The organism is Pseudoalteromonas sp. J2K-J599 (genome assembly GCF_059295115.2).
Genome location: NZ_CM200272.1, coordinates 648,723 through 661,656, shown reverse-complemented (window position 1 = coordinate 661,656; position 12,934 = coordinate 648,723). Strand labels below are relative to the sequence as shown.

15 protein-coding genes are annotated in these 12,934 nt (G+C 37.5%); 1 reads left to right on the top strand and 14 read right to left on the bottom strand.

What is annotated here, in order from left to right; translation table 11 throughout:
• Positions 1-119: 119 nt before the first annotated feature.
• From AC5NT5_RS19745 to AC5NT5_RS19680, 14 genes are all read right to left on the bottom strand, one after another.
• The gene (locus tag AC5NT5_RS19745) at positions 120-659 is read right to left on the bottom strand and encodes a DUF3833 domain-containing protein (protein WP_494513534.1); all 540 of its coding nucleotides are present in this window, start codon (positions 657-659) and stop codon (positions 120-122) included.
• A 1-nt stretch (position 660) separates the two neighbouring features.
• Positions 661-1,149, bottom strand: a complete 489-nt coding sequence (locus AC5NT5_RS19740; RefSeq protein ID WP_494513533.1) for a chalcone isomerase family protein — start codon at positions 1,147-1,149, stop codon at positions 661-663.
• A gap of 53 nt (positions 1,150-1,202) precedes the next feature.
• A complete protein-coding gene (locus AC5NT5_RS19735; protein WP_494513532.1) occupies positions 1,203-1,703 on the bottom strand; it encodes a DUF2878 domain-containing protein in 501 nt (166 codons plus the stop codon).
• Entirely contained in the window at positions 1,681-2,943 is a 1,263-nt protein-coding gene (locus tag AC5NT5_RS19730; RefSeq protein ID WP_494513531.1) for a class I SAM-dependent methyltransferase, read from the bottom strand. The genes AC5NT5_RS19735 and AC5NT5_RS19730 overlap by 23 nt, the downstream gene beginning before the upstream one ends.
• A gap of 37 nt (positions 2,944-2,980) precedes the next feature.
• Positions 2,981-3,718, bottom strand: a complete 738-nt coding sequence (locus AC5NT5_RS19725; RefSeq protein WP_494513530.1) for a DUF1365 domain-containing protein — start codon at positions 3,716-3,718, stop codon at positions 2,981-2,983.
• Positions 3,711-4,967 carry an NAD(P)/FAD-dependent oxidoreductase gene (locus AC5NT5_RS19720; protein ID WP_188161349.1) on the bottom strand — a complete coding sequence of 419 codons (1,257 nt, stop codon included), beginning with the start codon at positions 4,965-4,967 and terminating at the stop codon, positions 3,711-3,713. Before AC5NT5_RS19720 ends, AC5NT5_RS19725 begins: the two co-directional genes overlap by 8 nt.
• Complete coding sequence (locus AC5NT5_RS19715) at positions 4,964-5,674, bottom strand: SDR family NAD(P)-dependent oxidoreductase (RefSeq protein WP_002962466.1); 711 nt, start codon at positions 5,672-5,674, stop codon at positions 4,964-4,966. The genes AC5NT5_RS19720 and AC5NT5_RS19715 overlap by 4 nt, the downstream gene beginning before the upstream one ends.
• A 2-nt stretch (positions 5,675-5,676) precedes the next feature.
• The gene (locus AC5NT5_RS19710) at positions 5,677-6,105 is read right to left on the bottom strand and encodes a nuclear transport factor 2 family protein (protein WP_002962464.1); all 429 of its coding nucleotides are present in this window, start codon (positions 6,103-6,105) and stop codon (positions 5,677-5,679) included.
• A gap of 1 nt (position 6,106) precedes the next feature.
• On the bottom strand, positions 6,107-7,501 hold the full coding sequence (phrB, locus tag AC5NT5_RS19705; RefSeq protein WP_494513529.1) for a deoxyribodipyrimidine photo-lyase: 1,395 nt from the start codon (positions 7,499-7,501) through the stop codon (positions 6,107-6,109).
• Positions 7,501-8,454, bottom strand: coding sequence for a YbgA family protein (locus tag AC5NT5_RS19700; RefSeq protein WP_494513528.1), 954 nt, complete (start codon positions 8,452-8,454; stop codon positions 7,501-7,503). Before AC5NT5_RS19700 ends, phrB begins: the two co-directional genes overlap by 1 nt.
• 8 nt (positions 8,455-8,462) lie before the next feature.
• Entirely contained in the window at positions 8,463-9,143 is a 681-nt protein-coding gene (locus AC5NT5_RS19695) for a ChrR family anti-sigma-E factor (RefSeq protein ID WP_182671222.1), read from the bottom strand.
• The gene (locus AC5NT5_RS19690) at positions 9,136-9,759 is read right to left on the bottom strand and encodes a sigma-70 family RNA polymerase sigma factor (RefSeq protein WP_002962457.1); all 624 of its coding nucleotides are present in this window, start codon (positions 9,757-9,759) and stop codon (positions 9,136-9,138) included. Before AC5NT5_RS19690 ends, AC5NT5_RS19695 begins: the two co-directional genes overlap by 8 nt.
• A 68-nt stretch (positions 9,760-9,827) precedes the next feature.
• A complete protein-coding gene (locus AC5NT5_RS19685) occupies positions 9,828-10,406 on the bottom strand; it encodes an LON peptidase substrate-binding domain-containing protein (protein WP_024596915.1) in 579 nt (192 codons plus the stop codon).
• A 235-nt stretch (positions 10,407-10,641) separates the two neighbouring features.
• Positions 10,642-10,914: a hypothetical protein gene (locus AC5NT5_RS19680; protein ID WP_494513527.1), complete on the bottom strand. Its 273-nt coding sequence runs from the start codon at positions 10,912-10,914 to the stop codon at positions 10,642-10,644.
• Between the two features lie 298 nt (positions 10,915-11,212).
• Between AC5NT5_RS19680 and AC5NT5_RS19675 the strand changes: the two genes are divergently transcribed.
• Complete coding sequence (locus tag AC5NT5_RS19675; protein ID WP_494513526.1) at positions 11,213-12,904, top strand: alkaline phosphatase D family protein; 1,692 nt, start codon at positions 11,213-11,215, stop codon at positions 12,902-12,904.
• Positions 12,905-12,934 lie beyond the last annotated feature (30 nt).

The window sequence follows — 12,934 nt, the reverse complement described above, 5'->3', positions numbered from 1 at the left end:
TTAAATTCTTAAAAAATGAGTAAAATTTAAATAATTCTCTGTAAAATACAGCGTGTTGGGTTAACAAAGACTTAATTTGAGTACAATTTTGGCGCAAGTTAAGCAACTGGGTAAATAAGCTATATTTTTTCGATCACTAAGGTCACTTCCCCGACCTCGACTCCAAACTTAACAATAGATGTGCGGTTTATCAAGCGCGATTGTGTAACCAGGTACATCCAATCATCAAAATTCACTTTTAAAGTACTGCCATCGTATGGAAGCTCTACATCGTAATTCCAATGAAATACGCTGCCATCACTTCTACCTTTTGCTGTACCTATAACATCATCTGCCACACCCGTTAAACTATTGTCTTCATTTAACGTTATTTTCCAAATACGCTTTTGAGTTTCGCCATCGTCATAAACAAAGTCTTCTTCAATAACGCCCTGGTTACCTTCCCAGCTCGCATTCATATCTACGACAAGCTTGCGGGTCAATTCACCCTTAAAGTCTTGTACAACACCGTAGGCTTTCAAATTTCCACTAAAAAATGTTTTAAAGTCAAAGTTTGGCGATGTATTTTTATAATGCTCTACATTTGGTGCCGAACAGCTTATCAGCAACAAAGCAGATAAGCTTACAAGAGCTGTTTTAAACCCGTTAAATACATTCATATTAATTCCCTAATAGTTGCTTTCGTAGTTTCGGCTCTGAGGTTTTTTTATCCAGCCAAATGGCTAAAAAATCACTCGAAAATTGAGGTTCATTTATTTCGCCAATTTTTTCATCATTATGATAAAAAGTACTCATACCCTGCTTATTTGTGACTAACGTTAGCGAATCACCTTGTCTAATATCAGGCCAAATAGACAATAATTTACTGTCGTATTTTTCTGCTAGTTCTTTTTTTCCAATATGCTCCCACTGCTCATTTGTTGCTTTTACGATTTCTTTAGCTTCAAAGTCACGTAAATAGGTAAGTTTAAATTTAATAGGATGCGTTCCTGCGCTGTAATTACCTGAAGGGGTAAATAAAACCGCGTCATATACATCCCAAAATAAATACTCCATTCGTGCTTCGCCTACTTTATTAAATTGTGTGTTAGCTAAAACAATTGAAGTTGTAAGCAAATAAAAAGTAACTGCCTTTAGTAAAAGTTTCAAAATAAGCTCCCTCGGGTCAATGGGTAATGTTACGAAATGGGAATTGTGGGCGATCAGCGATTGATGAATAACTTGATTTTTTGGTTTATAAAAAGAATAAAAGTAAACACTGTAGACCAAAGCGCACCGTAAACGAGCCAAAACTGCCATAAAGGTAAGCCTAAGCTTATTACTTCAAAGCGCGCCCCAGCCCAATAACTTGCTGGCGCAAAAGCCATGCATACTAAAAAGGCCTGCCAAAGCTTTAATTTACTCAAAAAAACCATAGAAGTATTTAAAGAAAGTAATAACGCTGCCCATAAAAAGACGAGCCATAGAGGGAAGGGATAAACTTTAAATTCTAACAAGCCTGACTTTACTGCTATGAATTCTAACAATAGTGCTAAAGGTAGGGCTTTAATTAGAAGTAAGGTGTCTTGTTTTTTTTGTTTTGACAACCAAAACATTAAAACAATAATCAATCCGCTAAAAAGTAGCGAATCAGCTTCAAGCAGCAATGATAAAAACCACACTGCTTGAAATAAAACAAAATTAGTAACCGAGCGCAATATCATCGTTATCGCTAACAAAACGTGGTTTACGCGCCATTAAATGCACCGTACTTGTTGCTCTAGCTCTAAACGCGCCTTCGCAGTAAGCAAAATAAAACAACCATAAACGATAAAAACGTTCATCAAATTTTGAGCGGTCCAAATCAGGCCAGCTTTTTATAAAACGGCTTCGCCAGTCTGCTAATGTTCTTGCGTAGTGAGCACCAATATCATTAACAGTATGAATTACCATGTCAGTATTATTTTTAATCTGCTCACTCATCTCATTAAGTGATGGCAAACACCCGCCTGGAAAAATATACTGCTGGATAAAGTCAGAGTTTTTTAAGTAATGCTTATAACGCTGATCGCCAATAGTAATTGCTTGTATGAGCATGGCACCGTCATCTTTTAACAGTTCACCACATTGGGTAAAAAAGCTAGGTAAGTACTCATGGCCCACCGCTTCTATCATTTCGATAGAAACAAGCTTGTCGTATTTACCTTTTAGTAGTCTGTAATCGAGCTTGAGTAGTGTTATTTTACTTTCAAGACCAAGTTCAACAATTTTGTTGGCGACATAATCATGTTGCTCATCAGATATGGTTGTAGTTGTTACATGGCAGTCGTAATGTGTGGCTGCATATATAGCAAAAGCCCCCCACCCTGTACCAATTTCAATTACTGAATCATTTTCTTGAAGCTCAACCTGCTCACAAATGCGTTTCAGCTTGTATTGTTGAGCCTCTTCAAGTGTCGCTTCTTTTGTAGGATATACAGCACTTGAGTAGAGCATTTCTTTACTCAAAAATGATTCGTACAGCTCATTACCTAAATCATAATGAGCAACGATGTTTTTCTTAGAACCCGATTCAGAATTTTTGTTTTTTATATGATTAAACCGATGTGTGATATTACTAAAAAATGCGAATTTCTTTTCAAACTCATCAAGTTGCTTTTCATTTATAGCAAATATCTCAATGAAAGAGGTTAAATTGTCACAAGACCAATGCCCCAAAATATACGCTTCACCAGCGCCAACGCTACCAGATAATGCAAATGCTTTATACATAGCTTTATCGTTTACTATAATTGTTGCTTTTAGAACTGAAGATGAGTCACCAAAAACTGTACGCTCATTTGCGTCAATTAAAATTATTTGGCCTGTTTCAATTGACGAAAAGGCTTTAGTCACTAATTTTTTATATATGTTAGTTAACCAATTTGTGCTTTGTTCGCAATTTAAGCTCGACACTTTATCCATTGAAATACCTATTAATTGTCCTGACTATCTATGTGCTTTATGGCTTGCCTGAGTGACCTAAAAAAGGAACTCGTTTAATAAACAACTTTAACGCTTGATAATAAATACCTTTGAAAATAGACCATGTCATGGCCGGAAAACGTTTAAATAACTTATTAACTTCTTCTTTAGTAAGCTCTTTACGCTTTAAGCGAAGTGTAGCATCAAATAATAGCTCTTCATTTCGCTTATTTTCAATGTGTATCAATGTTTTATCAAGCGATTGCTTAACATGCCAATGATAGTTCATGTCTAGATTCATAAAAGGTGATACGGAAAAAACCTTTTTAAAGTTCACTTTTTTTTCTAAAGGTACTAAATAATAATGACTTTCGTTCCATGGTGTATTACTAACCTCAGCAATCATGTATTTAAAACGGGTGTCGTTATGACCAAAAAAGTAAAAATTAACAGGACTAAAATACACACCAAAACAACGAAGTTGCCCAAGCATGTAAATATGAGAAAAGGTTTCAGTAATACCTAAATTGGCAAGTTGTTCGTGTGCACGCTCAATAAGGGGACGTTTAGCAAGCTGTGAGGTGCCTGTAAGATAATCATCTTCATTAAACTTTAACGCCTTTAAGCCTGACGTACCTATGTGTTTATGCACACCATTTAGTTGTTGAGGATTATTTAAATCTACCCACATCATATATAAAGGGTAACTAAAGCGATGTTCTTTAACAGCAAAACGGCGATGTTTAACATCGCCTAAATACACTGCACTAGTCAAATTCGACCCCAAGTTGCTTGGCTACATCTACACCACTGTGTACGCCATCCTCATGAAAACCATTGTACCAATAAGCGCCACAATAGTAACTATTGTTGTGTCCATCAATACTGTGTTTAAGTTTTTGAGCCGCAATAGACTCTTGGTTAAATACAGGGTGGTGATAAGTAAACTCGCGCAAAATTTTACTTTGGCTTATTCCTTCAAGATGGTTAAGCGTTACACAGAACTGTGTATCTGATTGTATACCTTGCAAAATATTCATTTGGTAAGTTACAACAGCGGCTTTATCCGTGTTGTTATTAAGTAGGTAGTTCCAGCTTGCCCATGCCGCTTTTCTATCTGGCAAAAGGTTTGTATCGGTGTGCAGCACCACTGAGTTCTCAGTGTAAGCTATTGCACCCAATACTGACTTTTCTTGCTCAGTAGCATCACCCAGTAGTGCAAGCGCCTGATCTGAATGACAAGCAAATATTACTTTATCAAATTTACTTTGCTCACCATTGGCAAACTCTATTGTTACTTCATCATTTTGACGCGTAACTGATTTAATATTTGTATTGAGGTTAATTTTGTCGGCAAAACCTCTGATCAGCGGCTTAATGTACTGACGAGAGCCTCCTGGTACTACATACCACTGTGGTCTATTGGTTACATCTAAAAGCCCATGATTAAAGAAAAACTTAACAAAAAACTCAACGCCTACGTTTTCCATTTCTTTAATACTGGTAGACCAAATAGCCGCGCCCATAGGAAGAATATAATGGTATTTAAAAAAGTCATTAAACTGGTTATCGTTAAGCAATTGCCCTAATGATTGATCAGACTGGTAATCACCTTTTTCATGCATTGCTTTGCACAGTTTGTTAAACCTAACAATGTCGTACAATAATCGCCAAAATTTAGGTCTAAAAATATTACGACGCTGTGCAAATAAGCTTGTAAACGTATGTCCATTGTATTCAAAACCAGTGGCTTCGTTATGCACACTAAAGCTCATCTGGGTTGTTTGTTTATCAATACCGATGCGCGAAAGAAGCTTTTCAAAATATGGGTAAGTTCGGTCATTAAATACAATAAAGCCAGTGTCTATTGCGTATTTGATGCCACACACATCAACATCAACCGTTGCTGTGTGGCCACCTATGTAATCATTTTTTTCAAATACGGTTACATCGTAATGTTTGTGAAGCAAATGCCCACATGTCAAACCAGATATACCAGTTCCTATTATTGCTATTTTTTTCAACGGGCTAATCCTTTTGCGATTTTAAGCCAAATCGGCAGTGGTAAAATGCGTAAAGCTTTTAATATAAGTGTAAAACGATAAGGGAAATGAACGTCTTTGCGGCGTTTTTGAATACCCTTAATCATGTAGTCAGCTGCTTTTTCAGCAGTAACGGCCATAGGCATCGGGAAATCATTTTTATTAGTAAGTGGCGTTTTTACAAACCCAGGATGAACTAAAGTCACATCAACATCATTTAAATCAACCGCTAAGCTTTTTGCTAAGTAACTTACACCCGCTTTTGATGCGCCATAAGCTTCTGAACGAGGTAGCGCAAGATAAGTAACACTTGAGCTGACCAAAACAAGTTGGCCACCTGGATTTATTTTAGGAAGTAACGCCTCAAGGCAATACCCCATAGAAAGTAAGTTAACGTTTATTACACGCTCAAACAGCGCGCTATCAAAGTTGCGCGCATCATCTATATATTCACAATTACCAGCGTTTAAAATAACACGGTCAAAATGAGGAAAGCCAATAGTAGACTCTTTTATATCTTGCAGGTTAGTTGCATCAAATTTACATGCTTGGATATTGTCGTATTTAGCAAGCTCGGCGAGCTTATCACTATTACGGCCGCAAGCTATAACAGTGTCACCTAGCTGCGCATATTTAATTGCTAGCTGCTCGCCAATACCTGATGTAGCACCCGTTATAAGTGTGATCATAATTAACCTGCCCTTTTATCAATTAGCTTTATAACGCTACCAAGTAAAGGAATGTGTTTGTATAACAACTCGCCCACATTAAAGTAGTCTCTGTGCTTAATAATTTTGCCATCTTTAAAAATAAGCTTGCTATGACCGTCTACCGAGATAGTTTTACCTGATGAAAGCTTTGGATGTGCATAATGCATAGTCCAATAAATAAAAGCATTGTTACCGCTATTAAACGAATCACTAATATCAAACTGGCAATGCTTAACATTGCTGTATAAGTTAGCAAAGTACCTACGCAATTCTACAATGCCGTTAATTTCATGCATCGGGTCTATAAACTGTATGTTGTCACAGTAAATATCACTCAATAAATCAAGATTAGTACTATCAAGCTGTTGGTATATTTCAACAAATTTATCTACTGGTAACTGGTTATCCATATCACACCTTAAATGCAGCAAGTGCACGTTCTCGTGCCGCTTTATGATCAACTATTGCTGGCCAGTAACATTCCTTATCTTTGCCTGTTGCGGCTAAATAAGTGTGTGGAAAATGAATGTGTTTATCTGGCACGTTTTCAAGCTCTGGCAAATACTTACGGATAAACTTGCCCGTTGGATCAAAGCGCTCGCTTTGTCTGATAGGATTAAAAACTCTAAAATAAGGCTGAGCATCACAGCCCGTACTTGCAGCCCACTGCCAACCACCATTATTTGAGGCTAAATCGCCATCAATTAAGTGCTGCATAAAAAAGCGTTCACCTTCACGCCAGTCTATTAATAAATGTTTAGTTAAAAAGCTTGCAACAACCATTCGTAAACGATTATGCATCCAACCGGTTTGCTTTAGTTGTAGCATTGCAGCATCCACTAACGGGTAACCTGTACGCCCTTCACACCATGCTGTAAATTCATTTTCGCTTTTACGCCACACTACGGCGTTATACTTTTCGTTAAAGTTATCGCCGCGCGAAAGCTTCGGAAATTCAGCAATTAAATGCCTGTAAAATTCGCGCCAAATAAGCTCGTTAATCCACGTAAACGTTTTACTTTTAGATGTAGTTAAAATATCAGGATAACGCTGCTGAATATTAATAAGCAGTTGCTTTGTGCTTACAATACCTAGTGCTAAATACGGGCTTAAACCCGATGTGCCTTTTACACTGGGAATATCACGCTGGTCGTCGTAACTTGTAAGTTTGTCGCATATAAAGTTATCAACTACGGTAGAGAGTGTTTCGTCGTCAACCGGCCACTTATCTGAGCATCCATCACTTTTTAGTAAGTCGCTTTCATCAAATTTTATTGGCTCAGAAGTTAAAGGCCATTGTGGCAAACTAAAGTGTGTATCTTGATACTGCTTTAACCATGCACGTTTAAATGGAGTAAACACTTTATACATTTCATTACTTTGATTTTTGACCGTTCCAACAGGTGCAATTAAGTCACCTTCGTACAAAGTAAAAGTAATAGAAAGCTCATCGCATTCATGCAAAATTGCTTTATCGCGGTTTGCTTCATTAAGCTCATATTCTGTATTAGCAATTACGTGTTTTACATCGTTTGCTTTACAAAAGTTAATAAGCTCGCGCGTACAATCACTAAAGCTAGGCGCTTCAATAATATGTAAAGTAATACCGTAATCAGCAAGTTGTGATTGAAGATAAGCAACTCGGCGCATGAGTAAGTCAATCTGAATAGGCGCAGCTTGGTGTTGTTGCCACTGCTTTTCAGACACAAAAAAAATGGCGTGTTTAGCGCCATTATTTAGCGCTTGAATTAACGCTTCATTAGAAAAAAGGCGCAAATCGCGCCTAAACCAAAATAATGTATCCATTAAATACCAAATCGTAATTTTAAATCGTGAGGGTATGGGTTAAAAAACACTTGTTTTTCAAGGTACTCATTCGGATGAACTTTCAAATGATGTTTTAACAAAGTAAGTGGTACATACAATGGCACCAATCCTTCGCGGTATTCGTCTATGGCATCACGAAGTTCTTGTTTTTCAACCTTCGATAAATCATTTTTAAAGTAGCCTTGTAAATGCATTAGGGTGTTGCAATTATTTCTTCGAGAAGCTGGCTTTTTCAGACCCGTCATCAAACCTAAAATATATTCATCCGCAACTGCATTTATATCGTCACCTACGAACGTTCCAAGCAGATTACCCAAATCTCGATAAGCTTGGTAATTATGAGCCATCAACAAGTACTTATACTGAGAATGAAATTGAGTAAGCTTGTGAACCGTTAGTGGTTCTTGTACTAACTTTTGCCAATTTTTAAATACGTAAATTCTCATTACAAAGTTTTCGCGTAAATGCATGTCATTTAAGCGACCGTTTTCTTCACATGGCAATAATGGGTTGTGCTTCATTATTTGCTCAGCAAAAAAACCAACGCCTTCAGAGGTATTACCCGTGCCTGCTTCGTTGTATATTTTAATGCGTTCCATGCCACAGCTTGGACTTTTTGCGCAAAATACAAACCCGCTCAACTCTTTAGCTTGTTCTGTTGCAACTTTTTTACCATACTCGGTAAGTTGTTGACCTACATCTCCAGTACCATCTGGGCGGCATACTTTAATAGTGTCTCCCACTTTAACTTGGCGAATAGTTGGTCGAGGTATTGGTAAACCTACCGCTACCTCCGGACAAAACCGTGTATATTCAACGTGTTTACCTAACTCATCCATACAGAAGTTTGACTTTTTATGACCTGTGTCAAATCTAACTTTTTCGCCTGCTAAGCAGGCGCTTATACCTATTTTTATTATATCTATGTGCATAAATTCTCTTAGTAAATCAAATTACCTATTGGATTTAGTAACTTGCTGAAGCCCTTATTAAAATGTAGCGCACTACTGACAACTGTAAAGCACAAACAACCATCTTTTGTTAAAGGAGTATGTTGGTGGCTACCATCTTGCCATATAAAGTCACCTGGTACGTAACTACCATCTTCATCACTAAACTCGCCATCTAGGAGTAAAGTAACTTCAAAGCCAGTGTGTGTGTGTTCTGGTATTTCACCACCAGCATCAATATGTAACAAGCTAGAGCGTAATGGGCCATCATCAAGTGCAATACGCGATCTAGCAAGCTTACCCACTTGGGTAAATTTACTGTGAGAAATACGCGTTAGCGCACGTGGAAGCTGATAGTTATGCTCATTAACTTTAATAGAAACAGGCTCTACTTCATAAACTTCGTCGATAGAATCATCAGACGTGATCATATCAAGCACATTCAATTCAAATTCTTCAAGTAACTCAGGTTGCTCAGCTTGAGGTTTCTCATACTGCGCTGGCTCTTCGCTAAATAATGCGTTTGCGTTGCTTGCCTCAATTTTAGCTACTTTAGCTTGGCACACAGGGCACATATCTACATGTATAGAAACGGCTAAACTCAATGATGTAGCAAGTGATGCATCGCAATACTGTGTCAGTAAAGTTTCACTCGGGTGATGTTTAATCATGCTGATCTCCCATTTCATTACGTAATTTTTGCAAGGCCAAACGTAATCGTGATTTTACCGTGCCTACTGGAATATTAAGTTGATGTGCAAGTTGCTCTTGCGACATGTCTTGAAAATAAACGCCTCTTACCACTTCGCGTTGAGCAATAGGTAATTTGTCTAAATAACGTTTAATTTGTTTATCTTCTAAATGATCACTGTATTCGTGATGTGTATCTTGTGATTCGTTTAATAACGGCCAAATATCTTCGCTTATGTTTTCTTCTTTATTACTTTTCATTTTACGAAGCATATCGAATGAAGCATTACGCATAACGGTATAAACCCACGTAGTAGCCGCACCTTTATCACTGTGATACAAATGTGCTTTACGCCAAACAGATGTTAACGTCTCTTGCACAAGCTCCATTGCTTGAGCTTCAACACCAAATTGCTTAATTCCAAAGCGTTTAATTTTTGGCGCAAAGTATTCAAATAAATAGGAAAATGCTTTTTTATCGCGTGACTGTGCAACATCTATAAGAGCTTGCATGAGTTCTTTACTCGGCGTTTCTGGCATGGCAGTGTACTTACCTGTATTAGGTTCACAACGTGGTGACTGTTGTTGACTTACCATAATAATTTATCCCGTTATTGCTTTTGTATTAAGTAATACGGGCAATAATTAATTTAGGATCATAAAATTTAGGCAAATTCGTTATTAATCACAGTATGGAGGAAATTAAGTAAGTTATCAAAGTTCGTTTCAAACGCAAGTTGCTGTTTTTTCTCAATAGAAATAGGTAGGAGCTCAAGCCAACGAGCTGCAATCCAAGGCAGTTTGTCGAAGTGAGTTTTTTTGTACAGTAAATTAAGTTCCGGGTTACTTTTAAACACGTTTAAAAGCGCATCATGCAATAAGTCATGTTCGCCAACTGAGTTGTTAGAATCCTTATACCAATATGGCGTATTACAAGAAGACACCAAACCATGTCGCAGTTCGTCCTCGTCTTGATAAACATCATTTATTTGAACGCTTTGAGAAGCAAACACATCGATTAATAATACATCGTTGTCGTCTTGGTCAAAATCAATAATATCAACAAGGCAACCTTGCGCGCTTATATTAAATGGCGTGTCGTGCTCAAATGTACAAAGCACAAACCCTGTATTGTTTTTTAATGCGGTTTTAACCATATTTAAATAGCGAGGCTCAAATATGCGTAATCGCGTATAGCCTTCTGGTAACATAAAAATGGGTAATGGAAAAATCGCACGTTTCATAAAGTCTACTTCTTTCAAACACTCTGCCTTTATTTACGTGCGCTTTTGCTAAGTCGATCAGCTTTGTATGAATCGAATTAATTACCAGCTATATAATTGGCTAAAGATTAAACCAACCTCCCATAGCTTTAAACACTTGAACCGAGTAATAAGCGCTAATCATACTGACTACGGGTGCTAACATTAATGCAAATAATCCAAGTTCACTGCTCATCGTTTTAATCCTTTAAATAATTTATTTTGCGTTTTTAATACTAGTGTCAGTATTTTTAAGCGCTGAGCTATCTGTTAAAGCGGGCTCATCTAATAAACCCTCTAAAACAGTTTTAGCATCAAAATAAAGCGTTTCCTTTAGTGATTTTTCAAGCTCGATTGTGGTTTGCTTTACGTAGCTTGCTACACTTTGAGTTAATATATCAGTTACATCTAGGTCCACTTCTGTTGCATGTACTTGGGCAGAACCTAATACTAATAAACTTGCCATAGCGATTTTAATTGAATGTTTCATAATGGTATTCCTTGTTTGTGTATTGTTTAGACGTAGTTACATACTCAAGGGTTGTGCCAACATAAAAATAAATCGTAAGAAACTGTAATTAAACAGCTTTACATGCAACACTTTAATTTAAAAAATTCATGCCTTGTTAATTTAACCATTTAATTTAATTTTTTGACTACTTTTTAGTTAATAAATAAAAGGGTTTAAATGTATTAATACCGTCACACTAAATACATTTAGCGTTTATAAAAACGTCATATCTACCCGCTAAAGTGCACACCACTATAAATAATTCAAAAAGTGCAGTATGACCCTTTCATCACGTCGAAATTTCTTAAAAACCTCAGCAGCAAGCATATTTACCGTCGCAGTATCGAGTGCCATTACAGGTTGTGCTCAAACATTAACAAACAAACCACTATCGGCTATTGAATTTAAACACGGTGTAGCCAGTGGCGATCCGCTCAGTAATGCTTTAATAATTTGGACACGTGCAACTACTTCTCAATCAAATTTTGAAGTTACTGTTGCTTGGGAACTGGCAAGTGACTCTCAATTTAAAAACATCATCCGCAGCGGGCGCGAACAAACAGATAAAAGCAGAGACTTTACAATAAAAATAGATGTGCAAGAACTTGCTCCAAACACAGAGTACTTTTATCGATTTGTGGGTTTAAATACACAAAGCCCAATTGGCCGGGCTAAAACACTACCAATAAACAATGTTGAACAAATAAAAATGGCTGTTGTGTCGTGCTCAAACTACCCTGCTGGGTACTTTAATGCCTACACCGATGCCGCTAAACAAAAAGATTTAGATGTAGTACTGCATTTGGGTGATTACATTTACGAATACCCAATGGGCGGATACGCTACCGAAAATGCTGAAAACATTGGCCGCCAATTAGCAGCCGATAACAGCGGTGAAATTATTACCCTTGGCGACTATCGTAAGCGCTATGCTATTTACAGAACAGACCAAGGCTTACAAGCACTTCACGCTGCAGCGCCATTTATCGCAATATGGGATGACCACGAAGTTACCAACGATACCTATAAAAGTGGTGCTGAAAATCATACCCCTGATGAAGGTGACTTTTTTAAGCGCCGTGCAGCAGCTATTCAAGCCTATTACGAATGGCTGCCAATTAGACCGCCTATGGGTGAACAAAGCCCGCAAATATACCGCACCTTCGATTTTGGTAATTTAATAAGCTTGCACATGCTAGATACGCGCGTAATAGCACGCGATAAACAACTCGCTTACAGCGACTATAAAAACCTAGAGACCAAACAAATGGATGTTGCGCGCTTTGCCAGTGATTTAAATAATCCAAATAGGCAGTTACTAGGTAACACACAACTAAACTGGCTCACCAGTGCAATAACTAAATCAAATGCAAAATGGCAAGTATTGGGCCAGCAAGTATTGATGACTAAAATGTGGCTACCTACTGAAATATTCTCGCAATCCGATCGCACTAAAATACCTCAGGTGTTAAAAGAGCTTGTTACCATTAAAAAAGCCGTGTTAGCTAATAAAGCGGTAACACCCGCGCAACTTGCACGCGTAAATACTTTAATGCCTTACAATTTAGATGCGTGGGATGGTTACCCAAGCGAGCGCGAAGCATTATACAAAAGCGTTACCGCATTAAATAAAAAGTTAGTCGTGATTGCAGGTGATACGCACAATGCGTGGCATGGCACATTAAAAAATGCAAAAGGCGAAAACGTAGGAGTAGAATTTGCAACGCCTGGTGTTACATCCCCGGGTATGGAGCATTATTTAGCGCTTAATACGGCACAAGCAAAGCAAATGGCTGACTCGCTTTCATTGTTAATAAACGATTTAAACTATTGTGACTTATCACACCGTGGTTATATGTTACTGACTATTACTAAAGAGCAAATTACTAGCAATTGGCGCTATATAGATAACATAAATTCCCCAAGCTACAACATCACTGATCAACACCAAAGTGTTTATAAAGGCTAATACTTTTAAAAAGAAGGTGAATGTATTATT

Coding starts and splice junctions, on each gene's coding strand:
- phrB (WP_494513529.1), bottom strand. CDS start 7,501: ATGGATACATTATTTTGGTTTAGGCGCGATTTGCGCCTTTTTTCTAAT.
- AC5NT5_RS19695 (WP_182671222.1), bottom strand. CDS start 9,143: ATGATTAAACATCACCCGAGTGAAACTTTACTGACACAGTATTGCGAT.
- AC5NT5_RS19680 (WP_494513527.1), bottom strand. CDS start 10,914: ATGAAACATTCAATTAAAATCGCTATGGCAAGTTTATTAGTATTAGGT.
- AC5NT5_RS19745 (WP_494513534.1), bottom strand. CDS start 659: ATGAATGTATTTAACGGGTTTAAAACAGCTCTTGTAAGCTTATCTGCT.
- AC5NT5_RS19715 (WP_002962466.1), bottom strand. CDS start 5,674: ATGATCACACTTATAACGGGTGCTACATCAGGTATTGGCGAGCAGCTA.
- AC5NT5_RS19685 (WP_024596915.1), bottom strand. CDS start 10,406: ATGAAACGTGCGATTTTTCCATTACCCATTTTTATGTTACCAGAAGGC.
- AC5NT5_RS19690 (WP_002962457.1), bottom strand. CDS start 9,759: ATGGTAAGTCAACAACAGTCACCACGTTGTGAACCTAATACAGGTAAG.
- AC5NT5_RS19700 (WP_494513528.1), bottom strand. CDS start 8,454: ATGCACATAGATATAATAAAAATAGGTATAAGCGCCTGCTTAGCAGGC.
- AC5NT5_RS19675 (WP_494513526.1), top strand. CDS start 11,213: ATGACCCTTTCATCACGTCGAAATTTCTTAAAAACCTCAGCAGCAAGC.
- AC5NT5_RS19710 (WP_002962464.1), bottom strand. CDS start 6,105: ATGGATAACCAGTTACCAGTAGATAAATTTGTTGAAATATACCAACAG.
- AC5NT5_RS19730 (WP_494513531.1), bottom strand. CDS start 2,943: ATGGATAAAGTGTCGAGCTTAAATTGCGAACAAAGCACAAATTGGTTA.
- AC5NT5_RS19735 (WP_494513532.1), bottom strand. CDS start 1,703: ATGATATTGCGCTCGGTTACTAATTTTGTTTTATTTCAAGCAGTGTGG.